Origin of the sequence: Lactococcus sp. EKM203L (genome assembly GCF_011800585.1) — a bacterium.
In the GTDB taxonomy this organism is placed as follows: Bacteria; Bacillota; Bacilli; order Lactobacillales; family Streptococcaceae; genus Lactococcus; species Lactococcus lactis.
Window position 1 is genome coordinate 374,905 of record NZ_JAALEQ010000001.1, and the last position, 17,454, is coordinate 392,358.

The following is a 17,454-nucleotide window of genomic DNA, read 5'->3' on the forward strand; positions in this document are numbered from 1 at the left end:
AGAGGAATAAAAATGGAACACAAACTCATTAAATTTGATTTGCAAAAATTTGCAGATAAAACAAAAATTGCAGATGTTATCGTACCTGAAGTATTTAATAAATATGTTATTGAACGCACTGCTGAGCTTTCTGCTTTATATCAATCAGGAATTGTAGTAAAAGATCCTGAACTCGATGCACTTGCAACCTCTGGTGGTCGATTAATTAATATGCCATTTTGGCAAGACTTGTCTGGTGATGATGAAGTACTTTCTGATACTGACTCACTTTCAACTGACAAAATCACATCCAGCAAAGACGTTGCTGCCCTCTTGATGCGTGGTAAAGCATGGAAATCAAATGACTTAGCTAAAGCATTGTCCGGTGATGACCCAATGCGTGCTATTGGTGATTTGGTCGCTGCTTACTGGGCTCGCCGTCAACAAGTTACTTTGTTATCAATTCTTAAAGGTATTTATGCAGCCGCAGGAACTAAAATGTCAGGCAATGCTCTTGATATCTCAACTTTAACTGGTAATGCAGCAGCATTTACTGGTGAAACTTTCCTTGATGCTTCATACAAATTGGGCGATGCAGAAGAAAAACTTACTGCAATTGGGGTACATTCTCAAGTGTATGCCAACTTGCGTAAACAAAACTTGATTGAATTTTCTTTGGATTCAGAGAACAAACCAATCCCTACATACATGGGTAAACGTGTCATTGTTGATGATGGTATGCCAGTAGATGGAGATGTTTTCACTTCTTACATCTTTGGAGCTGGTGCAATTGGGCTTGGTAATGGAGCAGCTCCTGTGCCAACAGAAACTGACCGTGATTCATTGGCAGGAGATGATATTCTTATCAACCGTCAACACTTCTTGTTGCACCCTCGTGGCGTTAAATTCACTGACAAATCAGTTGCGGGTGATTCACCAACAAATGCTGAATTATCAACAGGGTCAAACTGGGAACGTGTTTATGAAAATAAAAATGTTCGTATCGTTCAATTTAAACATAAACTTTGGACACCTCAAACAGTTGTTCAAGGTGGAACTGGTGGAGAATAAGGAGTAATAATCTATGGATGAGAATAATGAACCAAAAACTAAAGCAATTGAACGTTTAAAAACTGATTTGGGCGTCGATGATGCTACTGGTTTAATTGAGGATGCGGTTATTCTCATCCTTGATTATACGAATCAGGATAAGATGTTAGATTCAATGTGGCTGTATGCTCGACAGTTAGCCACAATTAATTTTAATCGTGAAAGCACAGAAGGAGAGTCTAGTCGTTCAGAAGGTGGCGTTTCTCAATCCTTTATTGAAGATATTCCTTTAAATATCCAGCGTGGCTTGAATCGTTATCGACTCGGAAAGGTGGTTAGTTTTTATGCGCCTGATGAAACGTGACTTAATTACTGTCTATTTAAGACGAGCAACGATTACGCAGGACGAAGAATTCAATGATGTAATAGCATGGGAAAGTCCTGTTGCTCTTGAAATGAATGTTCAGTCCGTAAGTGGTGCTGTCAATGCCACAATTTACGGCTCAAAGCTTTCTAGCATGAAATCATGTAAGTATCAAGGTGATGAGCTAAAAGAAGGCAGAGATGAAAACAGTGGTATCTGCTTATATGTTGATAAGGACAGTGACCCTGATTATAAAATCAAGTCGATTCAACCTTATTCTACACACATCAATGTGATGTTAGAAAGGAACGATTAAATTGGGAGTTGAAATTAAAGGATTGGACAGGCTTAAAAGAAAAATTAATGCCATGCCTAAAATCTTAAATGACGCTGTGAATAATGCGACTTACGAAATCACTGAGTTGGTTCGCTCAGCTGCTGAGTTACGACTTTCTTCTAGTATGAAATTCAGCTCTGGAGAGCTAATTGGAAGCTTGAAGACAGAAGTAGTTGAAAATGCGGAAGGTAAAGTAGTTGGGCGTGTCTGGTCGGATAAAGCTCATGCCATTTATCGTGAGTTTGGTACAGGTCCTAAAGGTGAGGCTAGTGTTAAAGATTTACCTGAAGGAATTAATCCAGTTTATACGCAAACTCGATGGTTCATTCCAGCTGAAGAAGTTGGTATTGATTTGAATGAAATCTATGGAATGCCTAAGATTACCATTCAAGGCAAAGAATTCTACATCACAAGTGGTCAACCAGCAAGGCCTTTCTTATATCCATCATTGAAAGAAATACTTCCGCAAATGCCTGAGATATACAAAGAGCATGTCCAAAAGAAATTGAGGGAGCTTAAATAATGGAGAGAGTTGATATTAAAATTATTGCTGGCTCAGTTATGAGCGGTGTTTCAGAAATTAAAAAAATTGCAACGGACTATCCCTCAACTTGGAATACTTTTCCTACAGCTATCTACAGAACGGTTAACAACCCACATTTTGTAGATGGAAGTGGCGAGGAACTTCAAACAAAATGGTCAATCACAATTGAATTATATTCTAAAAGTAGCTTGACCACTATCGTTAATAATATCATTGAACAATTTGGTGATATTGGTTTTACAGGCACACAAAGAGATGCGAATACAGCAGATTTAAAGCGTGTCATTATTGAACTATCCGCAATCGTGGATAATAAAACAAAATACGTTTATTCGAAATAGGAGGAAATAAACATGGCAACATTTGCAGGTCTATTATCAAAAGGAGCTGTGCTTTCTTATAAAGATGGCTCGACAACAAAAACAATTGCAGCGGTAAAATCTATTCCAGCAATGGGCTCTGACCCAGAAAAAGTAGATGTTACCCACTTAGGTTCAGCTAAAAAAGCATATATTGCAGGGATTCAGGATTCAGATAATTTGGAATTCGCAATCATCTACCAAGGAGACAACTTCAAAGATGTCGATACATTGGTAAAAGCTGGTAAGTCAGTAGATTGGACAGTGACTTATCCTGATGGTATGAAAGTCGACTTTACAGGTCAACCATCCTATAAATTTGATGGTGTTGAAGTCAACCAAGCACTTGGATTTAACTTAGTAGTGGTTGTATCTAAAGGTCCAGACTTCACACCAGCTCCAGCTGGCAGTGGTCAATAATTTAGCAACTAAAGGTTAGTCAGAGCGGCTAGCCTTTTTATTTTTTATAAATATAGAAATCGGAGAAACAAAAATGACAAAAGGAAATATCGTAAAAATGCCTAACACAAAACAATTTGAATTTGGTGGATTGAATCTTCAACTGCGCTTAGACGGAAACTCAATTCTCTCAATTGAAAAACGCTTGGATGAATCAATTGTTGGTTTGTTCTTGAAAGGTCAGGGAGAAGCGAAAATCCCGGCGACAAATAAATTGTTAATTGTATTGCAAGGCGCTAATCAAACAAGCAATGTATCTGAAAGTGATATTGTTGCTGCTTTTGGGCGCTATGTTGACGAAGGACATTCAACTTTAGATTTATTTGCCGCAATCAATGAATTACTTGAAGAATCAGGTTTTTTCGGAAACAAGAAAACGGAGAAAGAGGCGACAAATGGGGTATCTCTGGACAGCGAACCAGTAGAGGAAGACAGCATTCTGTAAAAACTTATAACAATTTATCTAACATGCTTGAGGATTTATACCCTCAGGCAGTTGAAGCTGGTATTTCTTCTACTGATTTTTGGGCAATGACTTTTGATGAAATCATGGTCCAAGTAGAAGCAAATAAAAAAAGGCATGAGAACGAACTAAAAGAGAAAGCAATGTTTGATTATTCTCAACAAAGGCTTGCTATCTATGCTTTTAATGATCCAAAGAATTTTCCTAAATATGAAGATACCTACCCTTTCTTGAATCAACTCAAGGAAGAAGTAGTGCAAGCTGTATCTGAGGAAGAAGAAAAGAAAAAAGCGATGCTTACTGACCAAGAAATCATGCGACAAAATGCAATGTTAATTCAGGAAACTCGTAAAAGAAAAAGTCAAAAGAAAAATTAAAAAATATTGAATAGAAAAGGAGGTGAGAAATATGGAATTAGAAACCTTGGAAGTTTTATTAGACGTCAATACAGCAAGAGTTCAGGCATCTTTGGATAAAATAATGCCAAATATTGAATCTGCTATGTCAAAAATTCAAAATATCACAGGTAGGTCTATGAAAAAGACCGAAGATAATATGAATATTGATAAAGGTGCAACGCAATTCGGTAAACAGTTAGAAAAAATGAATCAGACTTTTGAAAAAATGATGGGCCATCTTGAAAGTTCTTCTAAGAAGTCATCAGAAAGTATTGGAGATAATTTATCTACTGGATTTAAGAAAGCACGTCCAAAAGTATCAAAAGAAATTGATGCCATGCTAAATGAAATTAATGCAAAAATGGGTCAAGCTAAAGCCGCTCAAGAAAAAGTGGCTTATCTTAAATCACAGCGTCAAAGTTCTTCAGCAAAAGGAGATGGCGGTCAAACGGTCAAATATGATGACCAGATTGCACGGGCTCAGGCATCAATGGTTAAGTACCAAGATCAAGCAAAAAGTCTTGCTAGATCAATGAAGACTGAGTTTGATGCAGTGCCTTCATCTTTAGAGCGAATTGCAAAAGTAATGGATGCCAATGAAGCTAAATACTACACAATGCGTGAAAGTGTTCGAGCTTTACAAAAGGAATATCAATATCAATTGAAACCAGTCGGAAGCTTTGACAAAGGATTTAAAAATGTTGATACTCCAGATTCATTGAAAACTGCTCAAAAAATGCAAGCACAGTCTGACAAAATGCAGAAGTTAGCAAGTAGTAACGATGTTCTTCAAAAAGAATATCAAAGAACAGAAGAGCGTGCAGAATCATTGAGAAAGGCAATAGGACGAATTAATTCAGTTCTTAGTCAATCGTCAATGGCAACTGGAACAGCTGCGGCTGGGGCTAGTATGACAGGCTCAGGATTGAAACAATCTGAACGTGCTGTTTCTAAATATGGCGGAGTGTTCAACCGCATGTCAAACTCCATTTCTCACGGTGCTGGAGGAATTGGAAATGGATTGAAAAATTCATTTGGGATATTAGATAAATTTGGAAATCTCTTTTCAAGAAATTCAAATAAAGTAACACAAGGCACTCGTAGTATGTCTATGGGTAACAATGCATTTCTTCAGTCTATGAAATATTTGTTGCCTTCATTAATTGTTTATCAATTAATTGGGAAAGCTATTTCTGGACTTGCAAAAGGATTTGTTGCTGCACTTAGCACAAATGAGCAGTTTTCAAATTCACTAAACCAAATTAAAGTGAATTTAATGACCGCATTCTATCCAATTTATACAGCCATCTTACCTGCAATTAACGCTATGATGAGCGCTATTGCTACGTTAACAGGACAGCTTGCAGCCTTCATTTCACAGTTGTTTGGTACAACTTATCAAGCTTCTAAAAAAGGAGCTGAGGGGCTGTATAATAACGTTCAAGCAATGAATGATACTGGTTCATCAGCGACTAAAGCACAGAAAAAAGTTGATAAGCTTCAACGCTCACTTATGGGCTTTGATGAGATTAATCGTATTGGTTTGCAAGACAAAACTGATGATGACACTGACAAAAATAAAGATACAAAAGCGCCAGGTATTGATTTTGGGGCTGCGACTGGTAGTTATTCAACTCCTAAATGGATGAAGGATATGCAAACCTTGCTTAAAGATTTCTTCAAACCTTTCCAAGATGCATGGAAAAACCAAGGTCAAAAGGTTATTGATGCGTGGAAATATGCACTTGGAGAAGTTATCGGTTTAGCAAGTGCTATCGGAAAATCCTTTATGGAAGTCTGGACAAATGGCACTGGTCAAAAATTCATTGAAAATCTATTAATTTTACTTGCGGATGTGCTTAACATCATTGGTGATATAGCTAAAGCGTTTAAAGATGCATGGAACGAAGATGGTAGAGGAACTGCCTTAATCCAATCGCTATTTGATGGGCTGAATAGAATACTAGAACTACTTCATTCAATCGCTAAATCATTTAGAGAAGCATGGAATGATGGAACTGGTAAAGAAATAGCAGCAAACCTCCTTGAGATTTTTACCAATATTTTCAAAACGATAGGTAATCTCGCAGAACAGTTTAAAAAGGCTTGGGAACAAGGCGGAACTGGTAAGAAAATATTTTCTGATATCTTAAAAATTGTTAATGGATTACTTGGTCATCTTAATAATATGACTAAAGCTACAGCCGATTGGGCTAAGAAATTAGACTTTTCTCCACTTCTTAAGGGTATAGAGAAGCTATTAAAGAACTTAAAACCCCTCACTGATAATATCGGTGCTGGTTTAGAGTGGTTATACAAGAATGTTTTGTTACCACTTGCTAAATTTACAATAGAAGATGTGCTTCCTGTATTTCTTGAGGCTTTAGCTGGTGCCTTAAAAGTTATTAATGGTGTAATTGAGGTTTTAAAACCTTTATTTATATGGTTTTGGGAAAAATTCTTGCAACCTCTTGGTAAATGGGTTGGTACACATATAGTTGATGGGTTGCAAAATATAGCCGACGTCCTAAATGGCTTAGGTGACTGGTTGGCCAAAAATAAAAACTTTTTACAATCCGCAATAAAAATGGGAACAGATCTCATTGATGGCTTACTCAAAGGTATTGGAGATAGTTTAAAAAACATCGGTGCATGGTTACAAGAAAATCTTGTAGATCCAATAGTAAATGGTGTTAAATCATTATTTGGAATTCATTCTCCTTCTACTGTATTTGCTGAAATAGGAAGTTTCTTAATTCAAGGTCTATTAAATGGGATATCAAGCCTTATTGGTGGCGTTTCAGATTTAATTGGTGTAATTTGGGGAGATATTAAAAAAACTATTTCTGATAAAACACAAGAGATACTGGACACTTCAAAAGCCATTTGGGGGAATATCAGTAATGCTATAGGTGGTGCGGTAGACGGTGCTAAGAAATGGGTTAGTGATAGATGGTCTGATATATCTAAGACAACATCAGATACTTGGGATAATGTTAAAAAATGGACATCTGATAAATGGAATGATGCCAAAAAATCCATAAGCGATACTGCTGATTCAATTGGTTCAAAAGTTTCTACAAAATGGTCTGAAGTTAAAAAAGGTACATCAGATGCTTGGGACAATGTGAAAAATTGGACTTCTTCAAAATGGAATGATACTAAAACAGCAGTACACAGCGTAGCGGATTCCATTGGTTCGAAAGTATCGAGTAAGTGGAATGAGATAAAGAGCGGAACCTCAACCGCTTGGGAAAATGTAAGAAGTTCTGTTTCAAACGCTGCCAACAATGCGAAAGATAACGCTTCAAACGCCTGGTCTAATATGAAAGATAGAATGGGCGGTTACGCAAACTCTATTAAATCTACTGCCAAAAGTGCGTTTGACAATGTTGCTTCGTGGGCTTCCGATATGGGAAGAAAGATTGGCTCAGGTCTTGAAAATGGAGTGAATGCAGTCAAAAGAGGTGCAGCCGCAATTGGTAATGGTATTGCTGGGGTCATTGGTGGTGCCGTTAATGGAGTTATTGACGGTATTAACTGGGTTCTTGGTAAAGTTGGTTCAGGTAATAGACTAGGTCACTGGAGTGTACCAAGATATGCTAACGGTACTGACGGTCACCCAGGAGGGCCAGCATTAGTAAATGATGGCTCAGGTAGCCAATGGCAAGAAATGTATCGAACACCTGATGGTCAAACTGGGCTATTCCCTAAAGTGAGAAACCTCATGGTTGATTTACCAAAAGGAACCCAAGTATTGAGTGGTGCTAAAACTGCAAAAGCAATGTCAGGAATGCCTGCTTATGCAAATGGTATCGGTAATTGGATGGGTGAGAAATGGAATCAAGCCAAAGAAATGGTTGGCGATATTTGGGACTATGCCACTCATCCAGAAAAGATTTTAAACATTGCAATAAGTAAGTTTACTAATCTTTCTCAAGCAGTTGAACCTGCGTTATCTATTGCGACTGGTGGGATATCTACTATAGCTAATGGAGCGATGGGAATGATTGAAAAGGCGTTCTCAGAAGGGTCAGAAAGCCCATCTGGTACTGGTGTTGAACGGTGGCGACCAGTTATTAAAAAAGCTCTGTCAATGAACGGTGTATCAACTTCTGAAAACTATGTCAATGCTTGGTTAAGACAAGTACAAAGCGAATCAGGAGGTAATGAGAAAGCTGTCCAAGGTGGATATACTGATATTAATACAATTACTGGTGACTTGGCCAAAGGATTGTTACAAACCATCTCGGCCACATTCAATGCAAATAAATTCCCAGGGCATGGAAATATCTTTAACGGATATGATAATGCACTTGCTGCAATTCATTATGCAATGGGGCGTTATGGTGACCCTGGTATGCTTCAAGTGATTGGGCATGGACACGGTTATGCAAAAGGTACGCCATATGTTCCTGAAGATCAGTTAGCAATGATTCATGAAGGAGAAATGGTTGTTCCTGCTAAATATAATCCATATAATTCTATCAGCGATTTCAAATCATTTGAAACTTTGCAGTTGCCTGAAATGTTCACGGACAAACCAACTGATTATAGTAATTCTGGAAACCTTGGAGGAGGACAAGATGTTTCAAGCTATGGCTTGGCAAACATGAATGGTTCATTAACAAGTGCCATCATGTTGCTTGTTCAATCTTTAGGCGCACAAACTAGCCAAACTTCAAATGGAGATATTGTGATAAATATCGGAGGCAGAGAGTTTGGCCGGATTGCAGTTTCAGAAATCAACAAATACCATCAACAGCTTGGGTACAGTGAGCTTAACATTTAGAAGGAGGAATTATGTCTGCCGAACTACAATTTAATGGAGTGACGGTAAAAACTCCTAAAGAATTCAGCGTCAGTATTTCAACAATTGATGCTGACTCCTCAGGGAGAAATGCAAATGGAGAAATGGTAAGAGATGTCATTGCTCAAAAAACTAAATTAAACATCAAATGGGGCCCGTTAAGCGACTCGGAAGTATCTGATATTTTACAAAGAATTAATCAACCATTTTTTGTAGTAATCTATCCAGACCCACAAATTGGAAGACAAAGAAGTAAAACTTTTTATGCTGGGGATTCTACAATGCCTTCTTACTCATGGAACGATAAGTTTAAAGCGATGAAGTGGGAAAACTTATCTGTGAATCTGATAGAAAAATAGGAGGATAAGAAATGCTTACTGTCTCAGATGATTTTAACACTGCTATGAAAGCAGAGAATCGAAGATTTGAGACTCGAATAAAAGTTGGTGATAAAATTTTTACAAAAAATGATATCAATAGTTGGGTATACAGTGGCGGCTCTATTTCTGGTGAAACATTTCAAATAGGTTCAACATTTTCAAATTCTATAAAAATAGAATTTTGTTCAATAATTGAAAATATTAAAGAGCTGGCAGAAGTAACTGTAGAAGTCGGAATAGCAACTTATGATGCAGATTATCATTATGATAATATCCCTCCTGAAAAAGTGGGAAGCGCAAGAGTGGGCTATGCTAAATTGATTCATTATAAACCAACGTTTTATGAGTATGTCTCAATTGGAACTTTTTATGTCACTAAGTGTGATCCAGATAGAAATGAAAACAAAACGACACTTGAAGCAAGTGATCGTTTTGTTTTTTTAGAAAATGAGTATGTTTCTGAACTGACCTACCCTGCTTCTATTCGAGATATAGCTTTAGAGATTGCTAACAAAAGCGGTTCTGTCATTAATGAAACCAACTTTTCAATGATTAGCACCCAAAAAATAAGAAAACCTGAGGGTTATACTTTTAGACAAGCAATAGGTTTAATCGCTCAGTTTGAAGCAGGTTATGCAAGGTTTAGCCGGACAAATCAATTGGAAATCATGCAATTGATCGACCCTAAGTTTGCAGTTTCACCAGCAGAATATTTTCAAAAGGGGCTAACAAAAAATGAATTAATGTACAAAATTGGTGGGATATCTTGTACAGTACCTGTTCAAAGCGAAAGTGGAAATGAACAAGTTACATATTTATCGGGTAGTAATACTGGTCCACAAATTGTTTTAGAAAATAAAGTGATGACTCAAAGTTTACTTGATGATATTTATCAAAAAGTAAAAAACATCAACTTTTATCCTTTTACTTTAAATTGGAGGGGGAATCCAGCACTAGAAACAGGCGATTGGTTAACACTCACTGATAGAGATGGCACACCATTTAAAACTCCCAATTTAAGTTACACCTTAACTTTTAAAGGAGGATTGACAGCAACTAGTTCAGCTAATACTAACTCTTCAGCTCAAACAGTCTCAGCTTATTCCCCACCGCTTAATCAAATTATCAAAGATATTAATTCTCGTGTTGATGCAGCTGGTAAAAATTCAGTTTATGACGGAACAGAAGAACCTCCTTATCCCAAAGAAGGAGATATTTGGTTCAAAAAGAACGGTCCTGATGATGAAATATGGATTTATACAAAACTTGCGGACGGAACTTACGATTGGGTAATGACTACTTCTACAAGATTATCTGATGAAATTCAAGAAAAAATCGACAATTCTGTTCCTTCTGATGAGATTGTAAAAACAATCAATTTATCACAAGAAATGGATGGTAAAGAGTGGTTAAAAATTACGGGTGCAAAAATTTGGTTAACTGATAAAACTCGAATAGATGATGCCATCATTAAAGATGCAATGATTGGTAATTTGAGCGCTTCAAAACTAAATGCTGGAACAATTAACGCTTCGTTAATTAACATCATTAATTTGAACGCTTCGAATATATCGTCAGGAACTTTGACCGCTGTTGATATAGAAGGGGTAAAAATCAAGGGTTCTAAAATCACTTCTGCGGGAGATGATTTTTCTATGCTTCAGGATAATGGAGCAATTACTTGGATAAGAAATAGCGATGGCAAAGAAATTTTTAAATTTTATACCACGTTAATTAATTTGCAAGAAGGAAATGTTCGACTTGATGTTTCTGATTCTGGTTCTTTATCCATTTATAGTCAGAAAACGGATAAAGATTTCTTACATTTTTCAGCCGTTGGGAATACTATGTCATGTTCTGCAGATTTAGATCGCTTGCAAATAACAGGGGATAATAATTCGCTTTCATATACTCCAACAAACTTTGAATATCAATCTAGTGGTGACAATCGTCCTAATTTGAGAGTGGGAGTGACTGGCTTTAAAATAGGAAGTAATGCAACTTACCTATCAGGAGATAACAATGGAGCAATAACTGCTGTAGCAAGTGCTTTGAACATTTTAAGTAATGTTAAAATTAGCCAATTCACTAATATTGGTGGAAATCTTAGTGTTAACGGTAGTCTAAGTGTAATTGGTTCTAAAAATGCTGCTCACGTCACAAGAGATGGGCTTAGATTAACTCCAGCCTATGAAACGGCTGAGTCATACTTAGGTGATATTGGAACGGCAGAAACAGGTGAAGATTGCACAGTTATTGTTCCTATTGAAGAACATTTTTCTGATGTTATTAATACAGAATTCGAATATCAAGTGTTTTTACAAAGCTATAGTGACGGTTTTGTTTATATTACATCCAGAGATAAAACGAGTTTCACAGTGCAATCATCTGTCCCTAATCTTCCTTTTACATGGGAAATTAAGGGTAAAAGGAGAGGATATGAAAATGACCGCTTGACTTTGACTGATATGAAGTTTGAAGAAATAAAAGAAATTGAAGAACAAAACTTTAAAGAGGAGGAAGCATGAATAAAGAAATTGATGCAGAAAAATTGATTAACAAACTACTATCTAAAATTACTCAACTAGAGTTTGATAACGCTAAATTATCAGTATTAGTTGAAACTTACGAGCAAGAAAATTCTAAGGAGGTTGGCCAATAATGAGTTATGAAAAGCAAACTTGGAATAAGTATGATGAGCTAAAAACTGAAGAAGAGAATATCAAAAATGGTGCGGTTGTTACTGACAATCGTATGAACCATATGGAATCTGGTATTGGCGACAACGATAATAACCTTGCTTCACATCTTGCGAATACAAATAATCCTCACAAAGTAACAGCTGTTCAAATTGGACTGGATAAGGTCATTAATGTGAAACAAGCTTCGAAAGTAGAGTTTGACTCACATACAAGTGATATATCTAACCCGCATAAAGTAACCGCAGCACAAGTTGGCCTTGATAAAGTTGATAATATTCAACAAGCGGCAAAGACTGATTTTGTTTCTCATGTCAACAATAAATCTAATCCTCATTCAGTGACGGCGAGCCAAGTTGGAGCTTATTCGAAATCAGAAGCAGATGCAAAGTTTGCGACTGGACAATCACTGACAGATTTATCAAATAAAGTTATCGCAAACAAAGGTGACCTAGCAAGTGGAACCGATTTAAACAAAGTAACAGCCACAGGATATTACCGGATAGGTGGGCTTATTGGTGGAACGGATATTCTAAATTTGCCATCTGAGCTTAGTGGTATTAGATTTTATGCGTTTTTAACAGTCATAGGTGCACTTCAAGAATTAACAGTTTACGCTCCAAGAAAAAATACCACTTGGACATATAGTCGCTCTCTTTCGGGAGATCCAGCAGCATGGAGCGTTTGGTCTAAAACTGTAATGGCTGATGATTCTGGGAAAGTGACTGTAACAAGAATTGAAACAACCTCTGATGTTAGAACTTGGACGCCTATTACACTTAGTAATGTTTCAAGTGCTGTTTTGATGTATCAAATCATCAATGGTGTTATTCACTTAAATGGTCAAGGAAATTGGGGGAGCTTCACTGCAAATCAATCAAAAACTGTCGCTACGCTTCCCGCTGAATTACGCCCTACACGTACAGTTAATAAAGTGATTACTACTCAAAATACAAACAATAACGATAAGCCTATGGAAATTCAATTTCAAGAAGGTGGAAATGTTAACATTTGGTCTATGCCAGCATCAACTAGTGGACGTTATGGCGGTTTTGAAGAAAGTTACCCATTGGGATAGAAAGTAAAAAGAAAGAAGGAGTAATGGAGGAAAAAGCATGGCTAGAAGTTCTTGACTAACCTAACTTATAAATAATAAATAAAATAACAGACCTATCAATCGATAGGTTTTTAATATGGAAGGAAAATATAAATTGGAGTATCAATTATTGGGAGTTTCAGGACTAATCTTAATCATTTTAGGATTAACATGGTTAAAAGATGGGGAGAAAATGGACCCACCTTTGAGAAAAAGAATCATCATCGATTTAACAACAATCGCTTTATTTTGGATTGTCTTTGAGTTTTGGCACTTCTCAAGTTCAAGAGCTTATGAAAATGAAGTAAATTGGATTATCAATGGTTCGCTTGCTTTCTTTGGAGCACGAATGATTCAATTGATTTGCCAAGTAAATCCAATGTTTCAAGAGTTGGTAAATTATTTGAAATCTAAGAACGGCAAAACAGATGTTATTGAAAATGAAAATACAGAGGAAAACAAATGAAAAAGTTGATTAAAAAAGCTGCCATTGGAATGGTAGCTTTCTTTGTTGTTGCAGCAAGTGGACCAGTATTTGCGGCAGTTGGAGACCAAGGGGTGGACTGGTCCAAATATAACGGAGACTATGGTAATTTTGGCTATGATCATGATAAGTTCGCTTTTAGTCAAGTTGGTGGAACTTATGGCGGTTTATTCGTTGACCAAGCCACTTATCCAACACAAGTTGCCTCTGCCATTGCTCAAGGTAAACGAGCGCATACTTATATTTGGTATCAAGTCGGAGGTTCGCAAGAAGTAGCAAAAGCAGCACTTGACCGCTACTTGCCAAAAATCCAAACGCCTAAAAATTCTATTGTTGCTTTAGACTATGAAAGTGGAGCAAGTGGAGATAAACAAGCGAATACTGATGCGATTCTTTACGGAATGCGTCGAGTAAAAGCAGCTGGATATACTCCAATGTATTATTCTTACAAGCCTTACACTTTGGCCAATGTCAATTATAAGCAAATCATCAAAGAATTCCCTAACTCACTATGGATTGCAGCTTATCCAAGCTATGAAGTGACTCCAGTTCCTAACTATAGCTTTTTCCCAAGTATGGACGGAATTTCGGTATTCCAATTCACCTCAACTTATGTTACTGGTGGACTTGATGGAAATGTTGATTTAACTGGAATCACTGACAAAGGTTATGAGAACGGAAACGCAACTAAACCTGATACTGACACACCAGCCACTGATGATGGTAAAGATGCTAACGAAGTGACACCAAGTGAAATCCAAGAGGGAATGGCTGTCACAATCAAGTTTAGTGCCACAAATTACTCAACAGGACAAGCAATCCCTAAATGGGTTAAGGAAAATTCCTATAAAGTCCTTCAAAAATCTGGCAATAAAGTCTTGCTTGATAACATCATGAGCTGGGTTGCAGCAAGTGATGTTCAAGCGCTAGACACAGGCGGAAGTAATTCAACTGGGGATACTCAAACTCACATTGTTCAGTCCGGAGATACTTTAAGTGCAATTGCTTCAAAGTGGGGTACAAACTGGCAAGAATTGGCTCGTCAGAACAGTTTATCTAATCCGAACATGATTTACACCGGTCAGGTTATCCGTTTCACAGGCGGTCAATCTGGGACTAAATCACGAACTTACACCGTACGCTCAGGCGATAATCTTTCATCAATTGCCAGTCGTTTAGGAACAACAGTTCAAAGTCTAGTTTCAATGAACGGTATTTCAAATCCTAATTTGATTTATGCTGGTCAAACCCTAAATTATTAACAATTAACCCTGACTTCGGTCAGGGCTTTTTTTGTTATGGTAAATCATAAATTAAGGTATAATATATTAAGAAAATTTAGTAAGGGAATATATTATGAGAAAAATTTACTTTCTTTGTACTGGGAACTCTTGCCGCTCACAAATTGCGGAAGGATATGGACATAAATTATTAAAAGATTGGGAAGTGAAATCTGCAGGTATAGAAACTCATGGATTAAATCCAAGAGCTGTACAAGTTATGGCAGAAGAAGATATTGATATTTCTCAACAGAAATCTGAACTTATTGATATAGATTACTTTAATAGTTGTGATTTAATTATTACTCTATGTGGAGATGCATTAGATAAATGCCCAATGATTCCTAAAGGAGTAAACCACGAACATTGGGATTTACAAGATCCAGCTCGAGCAAAAGGAACAAATGAAGAAATTTTAGAAGAGTTTAGAAAAACTAGAGATTTAATAAAAGAGCGAGTTGAAAAATTAACAAAAGTGTAAAATTAAACCCCGCTTCGGCGGGTGTTTTTTGTTACATATATATTAAAAAAACTATAATTTAAAAGTCTACCACAATTCTTATAAAAATTATGATAGAATAGTTAAGTTTGTCAGTTAATTATTTGACATTTCACTTACTTTCAAGTAAAGTGTAAGTGTACATGAAGTAGAACACTTCCGATGTTAACTTTAATAATAAAGGAGAATATTGTGGCGAAAATAATCTCATTCTTCAATCATAAAGGTGGAGTAGGAAAAACAACTCTGGCTTATAACGTTGCTTGGAGCCTAGCGGAAAAAGGGAAAAAAGTCTTGATGCTCGACGGAGACGCTCAAGCAAATTTAACAGAAATAGCAGTTGATAATGAATTTTTGGATGATTATAACCAAATGAATTTATTTGCTAATTATGATTCAGAATTTTTTTTAAAAAATAACGTATATGAGTATTTTGTTCAATATATCGAACCAACATTTGGACAAGAAATAAGAGAAATAGAACTTTTTCAAAAGAGTGATAATCTTAAATTATTAGCAGGGTCTTTGCGTTTTGCAGAATTGGAAGAGAGCGTAGGTTTATCGATGGCAGGGATTAGTGCCCTTTCTCATATTCCCACCTCAGTTTACCAAGCGCTCCAAAAACTTGGAGAGGGTCAAGATTATATTATTGTGGATCTTTCTCCAGCTTTGTCAGCTGTTAACCAACTTTTTGTAATGCTGTCGGATTATTTTATTGTACCTGTAAATCCTAGTATTTTTAGCAGACAAGCTTTAAGAAACTTGAATCAAATTTTTAGAGGCTGGAATAGGAATGTATCTGATTTTGAAATATTTGCAAGAAAGACTAAACAACTCCCTAAAATGTTAGGAATTGTTTGTCAGAACTATCGTCCTTTTTCTAGAAAGAATGAACAGAATACAAAGTCTGCGAAGAGATTTGAGCAAATTCTTGATGAACTTAATGACTTTACAATTGAGTTGGCCGATGATCTTAACGGGTTTGGTATGGCAGTGACACCAAAGGAATTTAAAGAAATTTTTGAGAAAAGAGATCCGTATCGGATTGCCAATATCCCTGACTACAATCAACTTGCGATGGTTTCTGAAAAAGAACAATTACCTGTTCAAGCCATAACAAGCACTATTCTTACAGAACATGGTTTGAATACTGATTACTATAGAGATAAAGTATCTGGATTCAAAGAGGAATGTGACAATATAGTCGGTGGTTTATTGAATTTAGTGGATAAATAGCCTCTCGCCCTCCAGGGCGTTTTTCTTTTGCAAAAAAAATCCTACTAGCAGCGGACTAGTAGGATGATTTTAATAATGAAGGAGGTGGGAATTGAACCCACTAAATAAAAATATTCTCCCAACCATTTCGGGTTTCCTTCTTAATTGATAGTTTAAGAATACCAATAAAAGATAGCGTTGTCAAAAGAAATGCTCTAAGCGTTATTGGCATATTTTTCTTTTGTTTGATTTAAGAATGAAGTACTATAATATAACTATTCCAAATATAAAATTTTCATAAATTCATTCCTAAGCGTCCCTCTCCTAACTGGGGCGCTTTTTTCTTGACAAAAAATAATGATAGCGCTATAATAAATCATCCTGATATTTTATTTCCTTGAGCTTTCTTCATCCATGAGAAGCTCGTTATAAAATTTTTCTTAAATGCCTCCTCCCCTTATGAGGCATTTTTTGATATAAAAAAGCACTAGCATTAAGCCAGTGCCGGAACGTGATTAGAGCAAGGTATGAATAATATAGTATAAAACTAGATTAACTTGCACTAACTGTTATAATATTATCAATTTTATGAACAATTGTCAATAATAATATGTTATAATTTAGGCGGGATGATTGTGGGATTTCATCCTATTTCTAGAGTTAAGCTGCTCTTCGGAGTGGCTTTTTTATTTTGCTATTGTTTTTAAATTTTAAAGTGTTATGATTAGCGTAGGAGCTTAGTAGACTCCTTACTATATATCAGAGCTGCCCTCTTGCGTTTGGGGCGGCCTTTTCTTTGCTATTGTAATTAAAAAATAATGTGTTATACTTGCCATGGGGTTCGTTGGCCCTTAGGTGTAGTCGCCCTTGTCATATTGGGCGGCTTTTTAAATATGTTTGACTTTACTTAAGTATAGTGCTACACTTGCGCTAGGGAGTCAGTCACTCCCAGCTTATTTCAGTCACCCTCCCACATTTGGGGTGACTTTTTATTTACTATTGTAATAACTGATCAAAGTGATATACTTAACGTAAGGT

17 protein-coding genes are annotated in these 17,454 nt (G+C 36.5%); all 17 read left to right on the top strand.

What is annotated here, in order from left to right; all coding sequences use genetic code 11:
- Positions 1–12 precede the first annotated feature (12 nt).
- The 17 genes from HFD15_RS02060 (at position 13) to HFD15_RS02140 (ending at position 16,437) form a co-directional block, all read left to right on the top strand.
- Positions 13–1,050, top strand: a complete 1,038-nt coding sequence (locus tag HFD15_RS02060; protein ID WP_167593216.1) for a major capsid protein — start codon at positions 13–15, stop codon at positions 1,048–1,050.
- 13 nt (positions 1,051–1,063) lie between these two features.
- Positions 1,064–1,393 (top strand): phage head-tail connector protein, encoded by a 330-nt coding sequence (locus HFD15_RS02065; RefSeq protein ID WP_058208793.1) that lies wholly within the window; start codon positions 1,064–1,066, stop codon positions 1,391–1,393.
- Entirely contained in the window at positions 1,374–1,709 is a 336-nt protein-coding gene (locus tag HFD15_RS02070) for a hypothetical protein (RefSeq protein ID WP_167593215.1), read from the top strand. Before HFD15_RS02065 ends, HFD15_RS02070 begins: the two co-directional genes overlap by 20 nt.
- On the top strand, positions 1,705–2,253 hold the full coding sequence (locus HFD15_RS02075) for an HK97 gp10 family phage protein (protein ID WP_167593260.1): 549 nt from the start codon (positions 1,705–1,707) through the stop codon (positions 2,251–2,253). The genes HFD15_RS02070 and HFD15_RS02075 overlap by 5 nt, the downstream gene beginning before the upstream one ends.
- On the top strand, positions 2,253–2,615 hold the full coding sequence (locus tag HFD15_RS02080) for a hypothetical protein (protein WP_167593214.1): 363 nt from the start codon (positions 2,253–2,255) through the stop codon (positions 2,613–2,615). Before HFD15_RS02075 ends, HFD15_RS02080 begins: the two co-directional genes overlap by 1 nt.
- Before the next feature lie 12 nt (positions 2,616–2,627).
- Positions 2,628–3,053, top strand: a complete 426-nt coding sequence (locus HFD15_RS02085; RefSeq protein WP_167593213.1) for a phage tail tube protein — start codon at positions 2,628–2,630, stop codon at positions 3,051–3,053.
- A gap of 73 nt (positions 3,054–3,126) precedes the next feature.
- Complete coding sequence (locus HFD15_RS02090; protein WP_167593212.1) at positions 3,127–3,537, top strand: DUF6096 family protein; 411 nt, start codon at positions 3,127–3,129, stop codon at positions 3,535–3,537.
- Between the two features lie 23 nt (positions 3,538–3,560).
- Positions 3,561–3,932: a hypothetical protein gene (locus HFD15_RS02095; protein WP_167593211.1), complete on the top strand. Its 372-nt coding sequence runs from the start codon at positions 3,561–3,563 to the stop codon at positions 3,930–3,932.
- A gap of 31 nt (positions 3,933–3,963) precedes the next feature.
- Positions 3,964–8,745, top strand: a complete 4,782-nt coding sequence (locus tag HFD15_RS02100; protein WP_167593210.1) for a phage tail protein — start codon at positions 3,964–3,966, stop codon at positions 8,743–8,745.
- 11 nt (positions 8,746–8,756) lie between these two features.
- A complete protein-coding gene (locus HFD15_RS02105) occupies positions 8,757–9,122 on the top strand; it encodes a DUF6711 family protein (protein WP_038600483.1) in 366 nt (121 codons plus the stop codon).
- Between the two features lie 11 nt (positions 9,123–9,133).
- Complete coding sequence (locus HFD15_RS02110; protein WP_167593209.1) at positions 9,134–11,671, top strand: gp58-like family protein; 2,538 nt, start codon at positions 9,134–9,136, stop codon at positions 11,669–11,671.
- Entirely contained in the window at positions 11,668–11,805 is a 138-nt protein-coding gene (locus tag HFD15_RS02115; RefSeq protein ID WP_167593208.1) for a hypothetical protein, read from the top strand. The genes HFD15_RS02110 and HFD15_RS02115 overlap by 4 nt, the downstream gene beginning before the upstream one ends.
- On the top strand, positions 11,805–12,920 hold the full coding sequence (locus tag HFD15_RS14240) for a pyocin knob domain-containing protein (RefSeq protein WP_238785271.1): 1,116 nt from the start codon (positions 11,805–11,807) through the stop codon (positions 12,918–12,920). The genes HFD15_RS02115 and HFD15_RS14240 overlap by 1 nt, the downstream gene beginning before the upstream one ends.
- A gap of 133 nt (positions 12,921–13,053) precedes the next feature.
- Positions 13,054–13,404, top strand: coding sequence for a holin (locus tag HFD15_RS02125; RefSeq protein ID WP_167593259.1), 351 nt, complete (start codon positions 13,054–13,056; stop codon positions 13,402–13,404).
- Positions 13,401–14,684, top strand: coding sequence for a LysM peptidoglycan-binding domain-containing protein (locus HFD15_RS02130; RefSeq protein WP_167593207.1), 1,284 nt, complete (start codon positions 13,401–13,403; stop codon positions 14,682–14,684). The genes HFD15_RS02125 and HFD15_RS02130 overlap by 4 nt, the downstream gene beginning before the upstream one ends.
- A gap of 94 nt (positions 14,685–14,778) precedes the next feature.
- Positions 14,779–15,183 (top strand): arsenate reductase (thioredoxin), encoded by a 405-nt coding sequence (gene arsC, locus HFD15_RS02135; RefSeq protein ID WP_012897990.1) that lies wholly within the window; start codon positions 14,779–14,781, stop codon positions 15,181–15,183.
- Positions 15,184–15,363: 180 nt separating this feature from the next.
- The gene (locus HFD15_RS02140) at positions 15,364–16,437 is read left to right on the top strand and encodes a ParA family protein (protein ID WP_081041340.1); all 1,074 of its coding nucleotides are present in this window, start codon (positions 15,364–15,366) and stop codon (positions 16,435–16,437) included.
- Positions 16,438–17,454 lie beyond the last annotated feature (1,017 nt).

Coding starts and splice junctions, on each gene's coding strand:
- HFD15_RS02130 (WP_167593207.1), top strand. CDS start 13,401: ATGAAAAAGTTGATTAAAAAAGCTGCCATTGGAATGGTAGCTTTCTTT.
- HFD15_RS14240 (WP_238785271.1), top strand. CDS start 11,805: ATGAGTTATGAAAAGCAAACTTGGAATAAGTATGATGAGCTAAAAACT.
- HFD15_RS02140 (WP_081041340.1), top strand. CDS start 15,364: ATGTTAACTTTAATAATAAAGGAGAATATTGTGGCGAAAATAATCTCA.
- HFD15_RS02080 (WP_167593214.1), top strand. CDS start 2,253: ATGGAGAGAGTTGATATTAAAATTATTGCTGGCTCAGTTATGAGCGGT.
- HFD15_RS02070 (WP_167593215.1), top strand. CDS start 1,374: ATGCGCCTGATGAAACGTGACTTAATTACTGTCTATTTAAGACGAGCA.
- HFD15_RS02085 (WP_167593213.1), top strand. CDS start 2,628: ATGGCAACATTTGCAGGTCTATTATCAAAAGGAGCTGTGCTTTCTTAT.
- arsC (WP_012897990.1), top strand. CDS start 14,779: ATGAGAAAAATTTACTTTCTTTGTACTGGGAACTCTTGCCGCTCACAA.
- HFD15_RS02095 (WP_167593211.1), top strand. CDS start 3,561: ATGCTTGAGGATTTATACCCTCAGGCAGTTGAAGCTGGTATTTCTTCT.
- HFD15_RS02115 (WP_167593208.1), top strand. CDS start 11,668: ATGAATAAAGAAATTGATGCAGAAAAATTGATTAACAAACTACTATCT.
- HFD15_RS02110 (WP_167593209.1), top strand. CDS start 9,134: ATGCTTACTGTCTCAGATGATTTTAACACTGCTATGAAAGCAGAGAAT.
- HFD15_RS02065 (WP_058208793.1), top strand. CDS start 1,064: ATGGATGAGAATAATGAACCAAAAACTAAAGCAATTGAACGTTTAAAA.
- HFD15_RS02100 (WP_167593210.1), top strand. CDS start 3,964: ATGGAATTAGAAACCTTGGAAGTTTTATTAGACGTCAATACAGCAAGA.
- HFD15_RS02105 (WP_038600483.1), top strand. CDS start 8,757: ATGTCTGCCGAACTACAATTTAATGGAGTGACGGTAAAAACTCCTAAA.
- HFD15_RS02060 (WP_167593216.1), top strand. CDS start 13: ATGGAACACAAACTCATTAAATTTGATTTGCAAAAATTTGCAGATAAA.
- HFD15_RS02090 (WP_167593212.1), top strand. CDS start 3,127: ATGACAAAAGGAAATATCGTAAAAATGCCTAACACAAAACAATTTGAA.